Genomic DNA, 16,708 nt, shown 5'->3' on the forward strand with positions numbered 1-16,708 from the left:
CACCTCATGGAAGCGATCAAGGATTGTTGCATGGCTGGGCACCCTCTGGACCTGGGGCGGCGCGGCTGGTTGAAGGCCGGCGTTGGCGCGGGCGCGGCAGCGATGGCCGGCGTGGCATTTGCGCCCGGCGGCGCGCAGGCCGCATCGCTCACGCAGGCGCAGCGCGACGCGATGACGCCGGACCAGGTGATCGACATGATGAAGCGGGGCAATGCGCGCTTTCGCACGGGCAAGCCTCAGAAGCACGACTATCTTGCGCAGAAGCGCTCCAGCGCCCTGGGTCAGTTTCCGGCGGCGGTGATCCTGAGCTGCATCGACTCGCGCGCGCCCGCCGAGATCATCCTGGACACGGGCATCGGCGAGACCTTCAACGGCCGCATCGCCGGCAACATCTCCAACAACGATCTGCTGGGCAGCATGGAGTTCGCCTGCGCGGCGGCGGGCGCCAAGGTGATTCTGGTGATGGGCCACACTGCCTGCGGCGCGGTGGCCGGGGCGATCGACAATGTCCAGCTCGGCCATCTGACCGGTTTGCTGGACGTCATCAAGCCGGCGGTCGAGGCGACGAAGTACACAGGAGACCGGAGCGGCAAAAATGGCCAGTTCGTGGACGCCGTGGCGCGGACCAACGTGCTGCACACCGTCGAGGCCATACGCAAGAACAGCCCGATCCTTGCCGGCCTGGAAAAGGAAGGAAAGATCAAGATCGTCGGGTCAATGTACGACTTGAGCAACGGCATGCTGACGTTCCTGGCATAGCCATCCCCCTCAGAAGACGCACCCGCGGGCGCGCTGCATCGCTGCGCGCCCGTCCCGCCTTCAGCGTGTCCGGCTCAGGCTATAGACCGAGGCCGGCGGCAGGTTCATCGGCACAAAGCGCACCCGCCGCGCGTGGAGTCCACACGCGTCCAGCACCCCCGCCGAGATCGGGCATTTCACGCCATAGGTGAAAAAATGCATGGAGCCGCCCGGCGACATTGCCTCGAAGACGGCGGTCAGCAGCTTATGGTGATGCGCGCCGCTCATGTTCCGTAGCGGCAGGCCGCAAATGGCCGCGCTGATCCCGTGCAGCTCCGGATGGCTGTCCCGCGACAGATCCTGCGCCGGCACCTGCAGGACGGCTGCTTCGGGAAACTGGCTGCGCAGGCTGGAACTCATGTCGGAGTCCTGCTCCACCAGAACCAGGCTGGACGGCGCAATGCCTTTACGCAGCATTTCCCGGGTGAACACGCCCGTTCCGCAGCCCAGTTCGAGGACTTTACCGGCCCGCGGCTGGATCGATTCCGTGATGGCAGCGGCCAGCGCCGCGCTGGAAGGCGCCACCGCGCCAACCGCCGCCGGGTTGGACAGCAGCGCCTTGACGAACTGCTTGCGTTCCTTGAGCCAATTCATGGCCGGGCCGGCGTGGGACTTGTGCCGGGCAAGGGTCTTGAGGGGCGGCATGGAAAACATCGAAACGTCTATCTCCGGGGCGACATGGTCAGAGAGACCTTACCTGCGGGCGGCGGGCGCGACCGGCAACGGTGCGTAAGCGACCCTGTCAAATGAAGAACGGCGAAAAGGATCGAAGAAGAGAAGGCGCGGCGCGCCGGAGTGTGCAGCGCCGATTCTGCCGCATGCAGGCGACTGCGGCTATCGCCCAGACGAGAGACATCCAAAAGATGGGCGCCGGCAGGAAAGCGCAATCAAAACCCGAACCCGCGGCCCCCAACGAAAAGGCCGCATCCGAGGTGACTCGGATACGGCCTGTTTCTAGTCAGGCGGGGCCTGACGCGGACTTAGACGCCCACGACCGACACGGCCTTGGTGACCAGGTACGCCTCAAGCGCCTCGGGACCACCCTCGGAACCGTAGCCGGAATCCTTCACGCCGCCGAACGGCAGTTCAGCCGAAGGCGTCGCGGGCTGGTTGACCCAGAGCATGCCCACTTCAAGGCGGCGCGACAGCTCGTGCACCGTCTTGATCGAGCGGGTGAAGCCATATGCAGCCAGGCCGAACGGCAGACGGTTGGCTTCGCGGATGGCTTCGTCCAAGGTTTCGAAGCTGCGGATGGCCGCGATGGGACCAAACGGCTCTTCGTTGAAAATATCGGCCTCGAGCGGCACGTCGGTCAGGATGGTCGGGGCGAAGAAATTGCCCGCGCTGCCCACGCGCTGACCACCGGTTGCCACCCGCGCGCCCTTCTCGGCCGCGTTCTTGACGATCTTGTCCATGGCGGCCAGGCGGCGGTCGTTGGCCAGCGGGCCAAGCGTGGTGCCTTCGGTCAGGCCGTCGCCCAGCTTCAGCTTTTCGGCATGGGCCACGAAGGCCTGCTCAAAGGCGGCCTTGACGTTCTTGTGCACCAGGAAGCGGGTCGGCGAGATGCAGACCTGACCGGCGTTGCGGAATTTCGCGCCACCCGAGGCCTTGACGGCCAGTTCGACGTCGGCGTCCTCGGCCACGATCACGGGGGCGTGACCGCCCAGTTCCATCGTGACGCGCTTCATGTGGCGACCGGCCAAGGCGGCCAGTTCCTTGCCGACCGGCGTGGAACCGGTGAAGGTGACCTTGCGGATGATCGGGTGCGGGATCAGGTAGCTGGAAATCTCGGCCGGCGAGCCGAACACCAGGCCCAGCACGCCCTTCGGGATACCGGCGTCGACAAAGCAGTTGAGCAACGCGGCCGGCGAGGCCGGGGTTTCTTCCGGCGCCTTCACCAGGAAGGAGCAGCCCGTGGCCAGTGCCGCGCCCAGCTTGCGCACGATCTGGTTGACCGGGAAGTTCCACGGCGTGAACGCGGCGACGGGGCCGACCGGTTCCTTGATGACCAATTGCTGGGCCGCCGGGTTGCGCGACGGCACGATGCGGCCGTAGACGCGCAGCGCCTCGTTGGCGAACCAGTCGATGATGTCCGCACCGGCCAGCACTTCGCCGCGCGCTTCGGCGAGCGGCTTGCCCTGCTCCTGCGTCAGCAGGCGTGCAACGTCGTCCGCGCGCTCGCGCAGCAGGACGGCGGCCTTGCGCATGACGGCGCAGCGCTCGTGGGCAGAGGTGTCGCGCCACGTCTCGAAGCCGCGTTGCGCTGCCGCCAGCGCCGCGTCCAGGTCCTCGCGGGAGGCGCTGGCCACTTGGCCGATCTTCTGGCCGGTGGCGGGGTTGACGACGTCGATGCGCGCGCCGCCGCGGGCCTCGCGCCATTCGTTGTCGATCAGGAGAAGAGTATCTGGGTAACCGTTCATGAATGCTCCGTGGTTGAAATGCGGCCGTCACGTGTCAGTCGATTCGGGCAAGCGCGGCGAGAAACGCCCGGCGCCTGCCGTATCGTAAGTGTTTGGGCAGGAGACGGGAAGTGGGCCGTGCGCGGACCGTCCGGCTGACGGGCAAGGGTTGGGCACGCTGCTTGCTGTAGGCGTTGCGCCTTTCGTCACCCACTCTCACTGCGGAGGCTTTTCATGAGCTCACCGGAACCCGTTCTGACGCCGACTCCCGCCGGCACCCGCCTTGTCTCCCTGGGCATTGCGCCCGTGGCCCGCAGCGCAGACGCCGTCACCCGCCCGCGCTTCAGCCCCAAAGCCGCCAACGAAGAAGTCCTGCCTGACCCGCTGACGGCCCGGCGCCACGCCGAGACCGACGCGCCGGTACGCGTGCCGCTGAGCGCCTGGTTGTCGCTGGCTTTCTACGCCATCGGCACCGCCCTGCTGTTCAGCCTGGGCGTGGCGTACCGCCTGTTCGCATGACCGGCTCCGGTCAGGCAACCTGGGCGAGCGCCTCGCGCGTCACCTGTACCAGCTTGCGGTCGGACAGCCGATAAGCCGTGAGCGGGCCGCCCGTCACGCAGCCCGTGTCCAGGCACACGGCGTCCGAGCGCACGAGCAAGCCCAGCGTCGCCCAGTGGCCGAACACGATGGTCTTGTCGGCGCCCGCCCGCCGCGGCAGGTCGAACCAAGGCAGGGTTTCGCGTGGCCAGCGCCCGGGCGTGGACTTGGCGCCGGGCGCCAGCGACGCGTTGCGGGTGCACAGCCGCATGCGGGTGAACGCGCTGACGATGAAGCGCAGGCGTTGCTGCATGTCCAGCTTGGCGCTCCAGGCAAGCGGCGCGGCGCCCGATAGCGTTCGCATGTGGCGGCGCCATTCGCTGTCCCGAAGCATGGCCTCGACCTCCCCGGCATGCGCCAAGGCTTGGAGCACGTCCCATCCGGGATACAGGCCCGCATGCACGAGGACGTGACGGTCCTGCACGTGGATGAGGGGTTGCGCGCGTAGCCAATCCAGCATCAGCTCGGCATCCGGCGCGTCGAACAGATCGCCGAGGGTGTCGCGGGCGTCCGGCCGCAGACATCCCGCGGCAACGCCCAGGGCGCGCAGATCGTGGTTGCCCAGCACTACGGTGGCCCGGTCGCCCAGGGACATGACCCGGCGCAGCGTCTCCGCGTTTGAGGGCCCCCGATTGACGAGGTCGCCGACGAACCAGAATCTGCAGTCAGGGTCGCCCGCGATCTCCGGGCTGGCCAGCAAGGCGTCCAGCGACTGGCAGCAGCCATGTACGTCGCCGATTGCCCAGATGGCGGGCCGCTGTGTATCCGGCGCGTCTTCCGTTAGCGGCGGATCGCCGGCCAAGGTCGCTGCGGGGGTGATGGGGAGTCGGCGGATTGGCTGTCTTACCCGTCTGCGTAGCATGTACTGTCCTTCTCGCTGGCCATTTGCTGGCACGAATCAATGGTTTCGTGCCGGCAGGCCAGCAAGCCCCATGCCCATGTAAACGTTTGCATCCGGGGACTAACCCTCCTTCTTGCGGCGCCCCCAAACGGATTCCTGCCGATAGGAATCCGCCTGGCACAGCGTGCGGTAGAACATGGCGCCCGCGCCGATGAAGTTGCCCAATTCCTTTTCGGACAGCTTGGGCGCGACCCCTTCCAGGTATCCCGCATAGAGCGAAAGCACCCGATCCCACTCGTCCAGCCGGGGAGCGGGTGCGGAAACCGAGATCATCAATGCCAAAAGCTCATCGCGCTGCATGGTTTCCTCCCGTGACAGACGCCCCGCCGGCCGTCAGCCCTTGGTCATGTGGGTCAATACCCGCCGACCATCCGCCCTGCGGTGCAGGAAGGCCATCGTGATATGACCCACGGCCAGCGCCAGCAGCGTCCAGCCCAGCAGTCCGTGCCAGGCGTTGCCGAGTTCGACCAGGTCTTCGATCTCCTGATCGCGGGGGCTGAAAATCTGGATGCCGAAGGCGGAATAGCCCCTGCCCCGCCCATAGGCCCGCAATAGCGCCAGCGTGGGAATGGCGATCATCAGCAGATACAGGACAAGATGTCCGAAGCCCGCCAGCAAACCGCTGTCGGGCCGCTTGCCCCAGTTGGCAATGGCCCACGCGCCGCGCACGAGCACCAGGATCAGCAGCAACAGGCCCAGCGACGTATGCGTGGCCCAGAAGAAATCCTCGATCGGCGTGTCCGGCAGGAATTGCCGCGATGCCGCGCTGGTGAACTGCCATGCCAGCAGCACGGCCATGAGCCAGTGCAGGACGCGGCTGACGATTCCATACCCTTCCGGATGGTCCTTGACGCTTGAGGCGGCGACGCGGGGTGGCATAAGGAGCCTCCTTCGGAGATCCGTGCTGCACAAGGAAAATCCTGCTCCGAGCATTGTGCCAACGCGCCGGGGGCCGAATGCAACGATTTGCAATTCCCGACAGCCGGCCGGGCAGGTGCGCACGCGTACGCATCATGGCTTGAACTCCATCGCCGACATGGCGGCCGTTAGCGATTGCGGCGTGTAGTCGTCCCAGGGCGTGTTGCCCATATCCAGCCGGGTGTGAACATCCTGGATCGTCCAGTGCGCTCCGCTCGTCAGCTTGTCCAGCTCGTCCCACGTGACCGGGACCGAAATGCCCAGGCCCGGCCGGGCGCGGGCAGACCACGCGCATACCGTTGTCGCGCCGAAACCGTTGCGCAGGTAGTCGGCGAAGATCTTTCCAACCCGGTTCTTCGGGCCGCTCTTGGCCACGAACAGTTGCGGCAGCGTGCGGGCCAGGTGCTGGACGATCGCCTGGGAAAAGCGCTTTACTGTGTCCCAGTCGTACTGCTTGCGCAGCGGAACGACCACGTGCAGCCCCTTGCCGCCGCTGGTCTTTAGCCAGGCTTGCAGGCCGATTTCCTGCAGCAGCACGCGCACCAGGTTGGCGGCCTGCTGCATCGCCGGCCATTGGACGCCCTCGCCCGGGTCCAGATCGAGCATCATGCGATCCGGCTTGCCGATGGCGGTCTTGACGGCGTTCCAGGTGTGGAACTCGACGACGTTCATCTGCACGGCAGACAGGATGGCCTCTGCCGTCGGTACTTCAAGCAGCGGCGGATGATCCGGATCGAGCTTGGCAGGCAAGGGTTTCACGCCGGGCATGGCGGCTTCAAGGTGCTTCTGGAAGAAGAACTCGCCCTGGATGCCGGCGGGCGCGCGCAGGAATGACACCGGGCGCCCCTTCAGATGTTCCAGCATCAGCGGCGCGATCAGCCCGTAGTAGCGCGCAAGGTCCAGTTTGGTGAGCTTGGTGGACGGGTCGATGACCCGGTCCGGATTGGTGAGCTTGCCGCCCTTGGCGCGGCCGGTTTTGCTGGTGGGCGTGGATTTGGCTGCGGATTTGGTCGCCGACGAAGCCTTCGAAGCGGATTTGCGGGTGCCCGCGTCGCCGTCGATGTCCTCGACCGGCACCGCCTTCTCCCGCGAGATCGCCTTCACCGGCTTGTCCTGCCGCAGGCCCCGGAACACGGAATGACGGATGTGGCCGCCGCTCGTCCATTCGCCGAACGACACTTCGGCGATCAATTCCGGTTTGACCCAGCGCACGCCGCCGGCGGCTGGCGAATTCGCGACCGGCTTCTTGTCCGTCTCGATGGCAGACAGGCGCTTTTGCAGCGACACGAGACTGGCGTCGTCAAAGCCCGTGCCGACCTTGCCGGCATAGCGCAGGCTGCCATCCTGCTCCGTGACCGCCAGCAGCAGCGCCCCCAGTCCGGCGCGGCTGCCTTTGGGCGCCGTATAACCGACGATGGCAAACTCCTGACGCCGGGCGCACTTGACCTTGACCCAGGTGTCGCTGCGGCGGGACACATAAGGCGAGGACAGGCGCTTGGCCATGATGCCCTCCAGTCCCATCCGGCACGCGGTTGCCACCAGATCCGACGGCGCGGCCTCAAAAGCTTCGCTGAAGCGCAGATGATCGTCTTCGGCCGTGTCCATCAATTGCTGCAGTAGCGCCCGCCGCACGCTCAGCGGCTCCTGGCGCAAGTCCCGCTGCCCGATGAACGGCAGGTCAAAGGCGTAGAACACGATGTCCTGCGTCCGATCGTTGTCGAAGGCGTTCTGCAGCGACTGGAAATTCGGAATGCCTTCGCGGTCCAGCATCACGATTTCCCCGTCGACCCACGCCCATTTGGCGGGCAACTCGCGCAAGGCCTCGACCAGATGCGGCAGCTTGGCGCTCCAGTCGTGGCCGTTGCGGGTGAACAGACGGACATCCTTGCCCTCGATCCGGGCGACCAGCCGGTAGCCGTCGAACTTCATCTCGTACAACCAGTCCGGCGCGTGCTTCGGCACGCCGTCCACCAGCGTGGCTAGCTGGGGTTTCAGCTGCGCGGGCAAGTCGGCGGCTACGCCTGGCAAGGCGGGCTGGGCGTTTGACTTGGACGTGGGCTTGGCTTTCGCGCCCTTCCCCGTTTTGCGCAGCGGCACCACGCTGTCCGGCATTTCGTCCACCACGCTGAACTCCCGCTCTGGCCGCGAAAAATCGTCGCGGTCCTTGATGAGCAGCCAGGGCGGCTGTTTTTCGGACTCCTTGCCCTTCAGGCGGATCAGCGCCCAACGGCCCTGCATCTTGACGCCCTGCAGGTCGAACTTCAGATGGCCTTCCCGGTAGCCTTTGCGCGGATCTCCCACGGGCATCCACGTGCCTTCGTCCCAGATGATGACCTTGCCCGCGCCGTACTGGCCCTCGGGGATCTGCCCCTCGAACTGGTTGTAGGCGATCGGGTGGTCCTCGACCTGGACCGCCATGCGCTTGACGGCCGGGTCGTAGCAAGGTCCCTTGGGTACCGCCCAACTCTTCATGGCCCCGTCCAGTTCCAGGCGAAAGTCGTAGTGCAGCCGGCTTGCCCAGTGCTTCTGGATGACGAAGGCGCGCGCGTCCTCGTTGGCCTCGCCACCCTCGGCGGGCTCCGACGTGACCTCGAAGTTGCGCTTTTCGCGGTACTTCTTCAGGGTGTCAGCCATGGTCAGGCCGCCTTGCGCGCTTTGCTCGCCGTTTTGTTTGCCGTTTTGCCAGAGGTTTTGGCCGCCGTCTTGGTCGTCGTCTTCGTCGTCGCCTTGCTGGCGGTCTTGCCTGTCGCCTTCGTGGCCGTCTTGCCTGCGCTCTTGGCGGACTTGGCCGCCGTCTTGCCGGCCGGCGCCTTGGACGCGCCCTTGCCCCCCTTCAGGCTGCGTTGCAGCAGCTCGGTCAGGTCAATGACGTTGTCGGCATAGGCGGGCGACGATTCCTGCGGCTCGATGACCGTCTCGGTCTCGCCAGCGTTCGCTTTTTGCTCGACCAGCTCCATCACGGCGGCTTTGAATTCGTCCTTGTACTGTTCGGGATCCCATTCGCCGGACATGTCGTCGACCAGCATCTTCGCCATCTTCATTTCGCTGGCGTTGGGCGTCATGTTCTTGGCGCCGGCCTTGGGAAGGTCCAGCCCTTCCACCGACTTGACCTCGTCGCCCCAGCGCATCAGGTTCAGCACCAGCGCATCGCCCGACGGGATCAGCGCGGCCAGGTGCTGCTTGGTCTGGATCACCACCTTGGCGATGCCGATCTTTCCGGTCTTGACCAGCGTGTCACGCAGCAAGGCATACACCTTGTGCCCCTTATTGATGGGCGCAACGTAGTAAGGACGCTCCAGATAGACGAACGGCACGCCCCCGGCGTCCACGAACTGCTGGATCTCGATGGTCTGGGTCGTCCGGGGATAGGCCTCGGATATCTCCTCCGGCGACACGATGACGTACTTGCCGTCCTCGTACGCCACGCCCTTCACGATGTTTTCCTTGTCGATTTCCTTGCCGGTGCGCTTGTTGATGCGCTTGTAGCCAACCGGGTCCATCGAGCGCTTGTCCAGCCAGTCGAAATCGACGCCGGACTCGGTCGTGGCTGTGTGCAGGCCCACCGGAATGTGGACCAGCCCGAAGGAAATCGCCCCTTTCCATATGGTTCTTGCTGCCATGACGGTCTCCTGCGCGTGATCAGCCCAGGCGTTTGACGATCCGGGCGACGCGGGCAATGCCGCCGGTTCCGCTTGCCGCGCGGCCGATCAAGGCGGTCCCGGCGGCGGTAATGAGGGTGCGCCGCAAAACGCTGCGGCTGCGCATGCCCGTCAGCATGAGCAGCGCGCCCACGCCAAACACGATCAGGTGTTCGCCGGGAAAATCGGGCCTGCGGGCGTCAATATCCTTGATCTGCGCAACCAATGACCGCGAGCGCGGCTCGCGACGGCGGGGTTCGGCGACGGGTTCGATCTGCATGCGGCCTCCTGCGGGTGTGGATGAGGACACGCGGTGCGGGGCGGGCTGCCCCGCGCCGCCTTACTTGGCGTACTTGAATTCGGGCAGCGCCTTGAGCGTGTCCTTGGTGGCGTCGGGTAGCTGGAACTGATCGCCGGCAATCTGCATCTTCGACAGCGGGACCGTCACCAGATGGTTGCCGACCCCCAGCAGCCCGCCCACCGACAACACCGCATACGGCGCCCAATCGGGCGGACCGATGATCAGGTCATCCACCGTGCCGAGCTTTTCCTTGTTGCCGTTGTAGACGGTCGCCCCAATGATCTTCGAGGCCCGGTAGCCGGCCTCGACCTTGGCGACATCGACACGGACCTCGGTCACGGACTGCGGCGTGCCCTGCGCCCATCCGGTGGATACGGCGCCAGCGGTGCCCAGCAAGACAGCCACGCCCAACATTGCGGTCTTAACGATCATGATCGGATCTCCTCGGGGGTCTCTCGGTGGTCAGGACGTGCGCTGCGACTCGGCCGGATCGGGATTGGATTCGGAAGCGTCGGACGGCTCCATATCTTCGGCGCTGACTTCGTTGCCCTGGGCGTTATCGCTGGCGTCCGACGGCTTGACCGGCGGCGCGCCGCCGGGGGCCGCCGATCCGCCCGCCCCTCCACCTGCAGGACGCACCGGCAGGTCGTCCGGCGTCGAAGTCGCTTCCACGGCGTTGTCCTGGGAAGCTGGCTGCTCAACGGAATGTCTTGGTTCCATTTTCGTCACCTTGGAATAACTGCGGCCAGCGGAAACGTGGCCGTGGACCCCGACAGCAAATACCGTTCCCGGATAAAGCGCCCCGCCCCATCCGCCCCATGGCACGGCAGACTGCGGCACCAAATTTCCATTGGTAACGCGGTCCCAAACCGCCCAGAATCGGCAATATATTCAGATCACAGGTGGCGCCTTCGTGCGCCGTTCATTCGTGGCAGGAAGACTTCCGGAGCGCGACGATGAGCGACAAGAAAAAGCAAAAGGCCTCCCCCGAGGCAACCGGGACGGCCAAGCTATCCAAGAAGCAGTACGAAAGCGAACTGGCGCAGCTGCATGTCGAACTGGTCAAGTTGCAGCAATGGGTCGTCGATACGGGCGCCAAGGTCTGCATCGTGTTCGAAGGGCGCGACGGCGCCGGCAAGGGCGGCACCATCAAGGCCCTGACCGAGCGCGTCAGCCCCCGCATCTTTCGCGTCGTGGCGCTGCCCGCCCCCACCGAGCGCGAAAAATCCCAGATGTACATGCAGCGTTACCTGCCGCATCTGCCGGCTGCCGGCGAAGTCGTGATTTTCGACCGTAGCTGGTACAACCGGGCGGGCGTTGAGCGGGTCATGGGTTTTTGCAGCCAGGCGCAGGTCGATGCCTTTTTGAAAGCCGTGCCGCTGGTCGAACGTGTGATGATCGACTCCGGCATCCTGCTCTTCAAATACTGGCTGGAAGTCACTGAAGCCGAGCAGACGCGCCGGCTGCAGTCGCGCATCACCGATGCGCGCAAGACCTGGAAGCTGACGAAGATGGATCTGGATTCGTACAGCCGCTGGTACGACTATTCGCGTGCGCGCGATGACATGTTCAAGGCGTCGGATACCGCCATCTCGCCCTGGTACGTGGGGCGTTCCGACGACAAGAAGCGAATCCGGCTGAACATCATTACCCATCTGCTCGAGCACATTCCCTACACCGTCGGCCCCAAGGAAAAGATCACTTTGCCCAAGCGGCAGAAGGCCAAGGGTTACACGCAGCCGGAGCATCCGTTCCGGTACGTGCCTGAAAAGTTCTGACTTCCGGAGATTCCCGCCATGGCAGCGCTGCTCATCAATCAGGTCGAAGACACCACCAGCGACGAAGAAGTCCGGGCTTTCCTGGTGAAGTATGGCTTTCCCGCCCCGGATGGCGTGAAGCGGGTGCCCAGCGAAGGCGATCGTCCGGCGGTGCTGGTCACGTTCGACGGCGTGACGGAACCGGAGCTGCAAGCGCTGCTGCCCCGAATCCATCAGATGTTCTGGAAAAATCACACCATCTCGGCGCTGGTGATGCGCGCGCCGATCGAGTAACGGGCGCCGTCATTCCGCGGCGCCCGTCCTCGCGTGTTGCCACCCGGGTCTTACCAGCTCGTGCGCGGCCGGTAGGTATCTTTTACATATTTGGCCAATTCGGCCTCGACGGACGACATCAGAACGGCTGGCGGACGCTCCGGGTGCAAAAGTTGCTGCGCTGCAGCAAGCGTACGCAGCGCGCAGCGTTCGCCATTGGTCATGGGCTGGGGGGTGGACAACGTGGGCGTGTAGTTGAAAACTTCCATGATGCTTCTCCATAAGACAAGGAATGACCCTCACCCCCCTTTCAGCAAGTAGCGTGCCCAACCCCGTTTCGGTCAGTATCGGACGCTGACTCGCGCCCAGACGCTGCGCCCTGGTTCGTTCACCGCCGTCCCCGCGGGATAGCCAAAACCGGCGTTCCCCGCCAGATTCAGGTGTTCGCTGTAAGTCTTGTCGAACACGTTGTCCACGCCCAGCGACAGTCGTACCTGCTTGTTCACGACGTAACCGGCATTGAGGGAAAAAACGCCAAAACCGGCGCTGGGACCGAAATCCTTGCCCACGACGTTGCCTTCGTTGAGCGCATACCGCTTTTGCGGCGCCACGATGCGCCACAAGGCGCCCGCCGACCACGTGCCGTCGTCGTAAGCGGCGGTGAGCTTGGCCTCCAACGGCGGAATCTGGGGCAGCGCCCGGCCGTCGCTGCGGTTCTGCCCCCAGGCGTAGGCCAACGTGGCGCCCAGCTTCCAGCTCGGCGACACGGCATAGGAAGCGCCGAATTCCCCCCCAAAGATCCGGGCATCCACGTTCGTGGCCTGAGAGGTGGCGCCCATCATCCCGCCGGACGTGTAATTGAAAAGGATGAAGTCCTGCACGTAGCCCGCATATCCGGAGAACCAGGCGTCCAGCGTTTCGGTCTTGTACTGTGCGCCGAAATCAAGCTGAGTAGTTTTTTCCGGCTTGACGCCCTGGAAGGCGTTGACCGAGCCGGCCGGCCCGCGCTTTGGTGAGAACAGCTCCCAGTAGTCCGGGAACCGCTCGACGTGGCCCAGCCCGACGTAGAGCGTGGCGGGCAGCGAATCCAGGTCTTTCTCATAGCGCAGGAAGCCGCTGGGCAGCGTATCGTTGCGGCGCTCGCCCGCGGTGGGATTGGGCATGGCCATCATCATGCCGCCGGTGGTCTGCCGGAAATCCTTGACCGACGCCCAGTCGACGCGGGCGCCGCCGATGATGCGGCTGCCGGGCGCGGCACGCCAGGTCAGTTCGCCAAAAACGCCCGTGTTGGAAAAATCTGCATCCTTGACCCACGGCTGGCTGCTGTAAGACACGGTGTCCGTGCCGCTGCGGGCGCGGTGGCGGCTTTGCTGGAAGTCCATCCCCGCCTCCAGGCTGGTGTCCTGCGACAGGGTCCAGGTGGTGGCAACGCGTCCGCCCCAGGTCGCGCGGTCCACATCCGAGGCCATGGCCATCGCCATCGCGCTGGACGGATCCGGCGCGCGCAGCGTGTAGTTGTCCATGACGTGGTCGGCGTAGTTGTAGTACAGCTGTGCCTCGACCTGATTCAGCACGGGCCCGAGGTTCCGCTTTTCAAAGCGCAGTCCAAAACTTTCCCGCTTGAACTGCGAGCCGTCCATGCCGCGGCCCGCATAACGGGCCTCGCCGTCGCCCGTCCCGGCGGTCAGTTCATACAGCGTGTCGGCATCCGGCGTGAAGCCCAGCGTGACATCCGCATTCCATTTGTCCCAGCGCGACGGCACGGTGTTGCCGTCGCCGTCCTTGTAGTCCTGCGAATGCGAGTGGTTGGCGGTGATCCGGGTATAGACCTTTTCGTTGCCGATGGTCAGGTCCGCCGTCTGATCGTTGCGGCCGAACGAGCCGCCTGTCAGGCTGCCATCAAAGCGCACGCCCGGCTCGTCAAACTGAGGCGTGTCGCGGTCGAAGCGGACGGTGCCAGCCGAAGCGCCCGGCCCCCACAGCACGGTCTGCGGTCCCTTGATGACAGTGAGCTGGTCGAAGTTCTCGGGCGAAATATACGAGCTGGGCGCGTCCATCCGCGACGGGCAGGCGCCGGGCATGGAGGTGCCGTTGGTCAGGATGTTCAAACGCGAACCGAACATGCCGCGCAGCACCGGATCGCCATTGGTGCCACCGTTGCGGATGGCCGAAAACCCGGGAATGGTCTTGAGATAGTCGGTGCCGTCGCTGGCCGGCAGCGGCTGGCGCGGCAGCTTCGGATCGGTGGTGAAGGTCAGCGGCGCGCTGGGCGCCACGCCCATGATGACCACCGGATCGAGCGTGGCCACGCCATCCTGGACGGGTTGCGCGGCAGCGGAAAAAGTGGCGGCCATGGCGGCGGCCAGGCAGGTCATGCGAAGGAATTGCTGTTGCTTGCACATAGGGAATCTGGACCAACTTGGAGTGTGTGTCGGAGGCCGTGCATACGCGTGCCGAGCCACCCGAACCCGGGAACGGGTCCGAGCCACAAGCGGCGAGGCGGACAGGCGCTAACCGGCGGCGGCGCACCCGTCAACCGTGGGCGCGGCGCTGCAAACCGGTGATGCTGAGAGAAATGCCGTCAGGCGACGGATGGCGGCGCGCGCGGCTGCTGCTGCAGGCGGGCGTGCGCACTGGTGAAGTGAGGAACGTCGGCGGCGGGCGCCGTATCGGGCTGCGCCAGCGTGGGCAGCAGCCAGGCAAGCAACCACAATCCGGGCAGCGTGGCGCCGCCCAACATGGCGCAGCCGGCCACGCAGCAATGCGGCATGGCGCCGCTGTGCTGCTCGACGCCCTGTGCAGCCCCCTCGATGCCGATGGTGACAACGCGCGGCCCGCTGGCCGTGCAGATGATGGTGGTGGCGCCGGCGGCACCGGATATTCCGCCGGGACCGGGCGCGGCGAGCGCCGCGGAGGCAATCAGCGCCTGAAAGACGAACAGGGCCGCCGCGAACAGCGAAACCCATCGTCTAACCGTAGTGGCGCTTCTGTACATCAAATCCCCTTGACGCCGCAGATGGTAGCGCGGATCCGGCCCCGAATCCGGGCCGGCAACGCCCATCTGCATCGCCCGTTGACGCACATCAAGCGCGGCGGGCCGCCGTCCAGCGCAACACGTCAATCACCAGGAACACGGCCAGGCTCACGCCCATCACCGGCAGGCTCCAGCCCAGCGCCAGCGCGATCACGGCCACACCGATCCGCCCGGGCCAGGACAGCTCGCGCCAGGCATGGGTCAGCGTCTGCGCTGCCGCGCCCGCGGCCGGCCGGCGCAGCCACCACATCCGGTAGCCCAGCACGATCATCGTCGTCAGTGCGATGCCGATGGCGGCCATCAAGAGCTGATTGGGCCAGCCAAACAGGATGCCCATGTGCATGTCCACGCCCCAGCGGATCAGCTTGGCGATGAGCGGGAAGGTATCGAAGTCCGCACGGCTGGTGATGGCGTAGGTGTTCGGGTCCACGGCGATGGTGTCGACCTGGGTGGGCCAGGAACGGTCCACCTCGCGCACCAGCCAGGCCTGGCCCTCGCCTCGCGGCGGGCGGATTTCGAGCTGGCTGCTGTCGATGCCGCCTTGGCGCGCGGCCTGCAGCACGTGGTCAAAGCCCGATGCCACATTGTCCGGCGCCGGCGCCATGGCGGCATGGTCGTGGCCTCCGTGATGATGGGCGTGCTCGCCGCCCGCCGGCATGGCGGGCATCCCGGCGCCGGGCAGTTTCAACGACACCGCCGGCGTGATCCATCCCAGTTGCGCGCGCAATTGGTCCACGCGCGCACCGGCCCAGTTGGACCACGTCAGCCCGGTGGCCGAAAAAAACACCAGGCCGATGCCGATCCACAACCCCAGCAGTCCATGCCAGCGTCGGGCGCGCAGACGCGGGCTGCGTGATTCCACCGCCTTGTCGCGCCCGCGCCGGGCAAACCACAGCACCAGCCCGCCCAACGTCGCGATCCACAGCCACGACGCCGCCAGTTCGCTGTAATTGCGCCCCAGGTCGCCCAGCATCAGGTTGCGGTGCAGGTAGTCCAGCTTGGTCCGGAAAGGCAGCGTGCCGCTGGTGCCGTAGACCACCATGTCGCCCTGAATCTTCAGCGTGACGGGATCCACGAACAGCGCACGGGCTTCGGAGTCGCCCAAGCCCGGCTGCGTGAACATGACGCGGGTGGTTTCGCCCGGGCCGGGCGCGGGCCGGACCGCGAACAGGCGCGGGCCCGGTCCGATCTGGTTCTGCGCGGCCTCGACCTGCGCCGCCAACGGCTGCGCCGCGCCGGTGGAGGTGGTGCGCAACTGGTCGGCGTAAATCAGGTTTTCCAGCTGCGGCGTCAGCACGAACAACGTGCCGGTCACCGCCGCGACAAGGATGAAGGGGCCGACGAAGAGGCCTATATAGAAATGCAGCCGGGTGATCAGCGCGAGGAACGCGCTGCCGCTTGCCGCCCGGGGCCGCGCGGACGCGGCGGGGCTAACCAGGGTGTCAGTAGACATGATGATCTCGAAAACAACGGACGCCGCCTGCAGCAGGCGGCAATCGTGCGCGCGGGGCGCACGGCGACGAATGTCATCCGGTGATTCGAGGCGGGGCGCGCTGTCCCAGCGGCGGGCCGGCGGCCGGCATCGGCGGCCGCGGACTGTCGGTCAGCCGGGGGGTCTGCGCCCACCAGCCGAGCAGCGCAGGTACCAGCGTGACGGCGGGCGGCACGAGCAGCGGCTGGTGCGCGCTCAGTCCGAACGGGCACTCCTGGCCGGCGCCGACATGATTGGAAGAATCATGGTGCCCATGATGGTCATGGGCGGCATCGGCGTGGGCGGTGTGCGGATCGGCCAGACTCGCCATGCCAGGAAACATCCCGCCGCCCGCGGCACAGAAGCCCAGGGCCAACCGCCCTTGCTTGAGCGCCTGCACATCGGGCATGTATCCGACCGGCACGAACGCCCGAGCTGCCAGCAGAAGCAGCAGCAACAGCCGCGCAAAGGTGGCGGCACAGGCTGGACGTAAGGACGGACAGGAAAATCGGACGTGCATGCAGGGCATCCGGGCGCCGGCCGATTCCGGCGCCAATCCGGCATTTTAAACACCGGGCGGGCAATCCTGGCCCCCGACGGTGGGCGCCGGCGGACTTGGCG

General features: G+C 65.9%; 19 protein-coding genes. 4 read left to right on the forward strand and 15 right to left on the reverse strand.

The window, feature by feature from the left end; genetic code table 11:
* The first annotated feature begins 6 nt into the window (after nt 1-6).
* Nucleotides 7-759, forward strand: a complete 753-nt coding sequence (locus CLM73_RS14350) for a carbonic anhydrase family protein (RefSeq protein ID WP_234015626.1) — start codon at nt 7-9, stop codon at nt 757-759.
* Between the two features lie 60 nt (nt 760-819).
* On the opposite strand, the gene CLM73_RS14355 is transcribed toward CLM73_RS14350, so the two are convergent.
* The gene (locus CLM73_RS14355) at nt 820-1,443 is read right to left on the reverse strand and encodes a class I SAM-dependent methyltransferase (RefSeq protein WP_234015627.1); all 624 of its coding nucleotides are present in this window, start codon (nt 1,441-1,443) and stop codon (nt 820-822) included.
* A gap of 335 nt (nt 1,444-1,778) precedes the next feature.
* Nucleotides 1,779-3,218, reverse strand: a complete 1,440-nt coding sequence (locus CLM73_RS14360; protein ID WP_105238993.1) for an NAD-dependent succinate-semialdehyde dehydrogenase — start codon at nt 3,216-3,218, stop codon at nt 1,779-1,781.
* 213 nt (nt 3,219-3,431) lie between these two features.
* On the opposite strand from CLM73_RS14360, the gene CLM73_RS14365 reads away from it, so the two are divergent.
* Entirely contained in the window at nt 3,432-3,716 is a 285-nt protein-coding gene (locus CLM73_RS14365; RefSeq protein ID WP_105238994.1) for a hypothetical protein, read from the forward strand.
* Nucleotides 3,717-3,726: 10 nt separating this feature from the next.
* On the opposite strand, the gene CLM73_RS14370 is transcribed toward CLM73_RS14365, so the two are convergent.
* The 8 genes from CLM73_RS14370 to CLM73_RS14405 form a co-directional block, all read right to left on the reverse strand.
* Nucleotides 3,727-4,596: a symmetrical bis(5'-nucleosyl)-tetraphosphatase gene (locus tag CLM73_RS14370; protein ID WP_234015628.1), complete on the reverse strand. Its 870-nt coding sequence runs from the start codon at nt 4,594-4,596 to the stop codon at nt 3,727-3,729.
* A 159-nt stretch (nt 4,597-4,755) separates the two neighbouring features.
* On the reverse strand, nt 4,756-4,995 hold the full coding sequence (locus CLM73_RS14375) for a DNA-3-methyladenine glycosylase (protein WP_105238996.1): 240 nt from the start codon (nt 4,993-4,995) through the stop codon (nt 4,756-4,758).
* A 33-nt stretch (nt 4,996-5,028) separates the two neighbouring features.
* Nucleotides 5,029-5,574, reverse strand: coding sequence for a cytochrome b (locus tag CLM73_RS14380; RefSeq protein ID WP_105238997.1), 546 nt, complete (start codon nt 5,572-5,574; stop codon nt 5,029-5,031).
* Between the two features lie 132 nt (nt 5,575-5,706).
* Nucleotides 5,707-8,247, reverse strand: coding sequence for a DNA ligase D (gene ligD, locus CLM73_RS14385; protein ID WP_105238998.1), 2,541 nt, complete (start codon nt 8,245-8,247; stop codon nt 5,707-5,709).
* A 2-nt stretch (nt 8,248-8,249) separates the two neighbouring features.
* On the reverse strand, nt 8,250-9,233 hold the full coding sequence (locus CLM73_RS14390) for a Ku protein (protein WP_105238999.1): 984 nt from the start codon (nt 9,231-9,233) through the stop codon (nt 8,250-8,252).
* Nucleotides 9,234-9,252: 19 nt separating this feature from the next.
* Nucleotides 9,253-9,531: a hypothetical protein gene (locus CLM73_RS14395; protein ID WP_234015629.1), complete on the reverse strand. Its 279-nt coding sequence runs from the start codon at nt 9,529-9,531 to the stop codon at nt 9,253-9,255.
* 60 nt (nt 9,532-9,591) lie between these two features.
* The gene (locus tag CLM73_RS14400) at nt 9,592-9,984 is read right to left on the reverse strand and encodes a PRC-barrel domain-containing protein (RefSeq protein ID WP_105239000.1); all 393 of its coding nucleotides are present in this window, start codon (nt 9,982-9,984) and stop codon (nt 9,592-9,594) included.
* Between the two features lie 30 nt (nt 9,985-10,014).
* The gene (locus CLM73_RS14405) at nt 10,015-10,224 is read right to left on the reverse strand and encodes a hypothetical protein (protein WP_105239001.1); all 210 of its coding nucleotides are present in this window, start codon (nt 10,222-10,224) and stop codon (nt 10,015-10,017) included.
* Nucleotides 10,225-10,508: 284 nt separating this feature from the next.
* Between CLM73_RS14405 and ppk2 the strand changes: the two genes are divergently transcribed.
* Nucleotides 10,509-11,330 (forward strand): polyphosphate kinase 2, encoded by an 822-nt coding sequence (gene ppk2 / locus CLM73_RS14410; protein WP_105239002.1) that lies wholly within the window; start codon nt 10,509-10,511, stop codon nt 11,328-11,330.
* Between the two features lie 18 nt (nt 11,331-11,348).
* Nucleotides 11,349-11,603: a hypothetical protein gene (locus tag CLM73_RS14415; protein ID WP_105239003.1), complete on the forward strand. Its 255-nt coding sequence runs from the start codon at nt 11,349-11,351 to the stop codon at nt 11,601-11,603.
* Nucleotides 11,604-11,653: 50 nt separating this feature from the next.
* On the opposite strand, the gene CLM73_RS14420 is transcribed toward CLM73_RS14415, so the two are convergent.
* The 5 genes from CLM73_RS14420 to CLM73_RS14440 form a co-directional block, all read right to left on the reverse strand.
* On the reverse strand, nt 11,654-11,851 hold the full coding sequence (locus tag CLM73_RS14420) for a hypothetical protein (protein WP_105239004.1): 198 nt from the start codon (nt 11,849-11,851) through the stop codon (nt 11,654-11,656).
* Between the two features lie 72 nt (nt 11,852-11,923).
* The gene (locus CLM73_RS14425) at nt 11,924-13,984 is read right to left on the reverse strand and encodes a TonB-dependent copper receptor (protein WP_105239005.1); all 2,061 of its coding nucleotides are present in this window, start codon (nt 13,982-13,984) and stop codon (nt 11,924-11,926) included.
* Between the two features lie 179 nt (nt 13,985-14,163).
* Complete coding sequence (locus CLM73_RS14430; RefSeq protein ID WP_105241532.1) at nt 14,164-14,577, reverse strand: DUF2946 family protein; 414 nt, start codon at nt 14,575-14,577, stop codon at nt 14,164-14,166.
* 88 nt (nt 14,578-14,665) lie between these two features.
* The gene (locus CLM73_RS14435; RefSeq protein WP_105239006.1) at nt 14,666-16,069 is read right to left on the reverse strand and encodes a PepSY-associated TM helix domain-containing protein; all 1,404 of its coding nucleotides are present in this window, start codon (nt 16,067-16,069) and stop codon (nt 14,666-14,668) included.
* 73 nt (nt 16,070-16,142) lie between these two features.
* Entirely contained in the window at nt 16,143-16,607 is a 465-nt protein-coding gene (locus CLM73_RS14440) for a DUF2946 family protein (protein WP_234015630.1), read from the reverse strand.
* Nucleotides 16,608-16,708: the final 101 nt, after the last annotated feature.

It is taken from the genome of Achromobacter spanius, assembly GCF_002966795.1.
Lineage (GTDB): Bacteria > Pseudomonadota > Gammaproteobacteria > Burkholderiales > Burkholderiaceae_B > Achromobacter > Achromobacter spanius_D.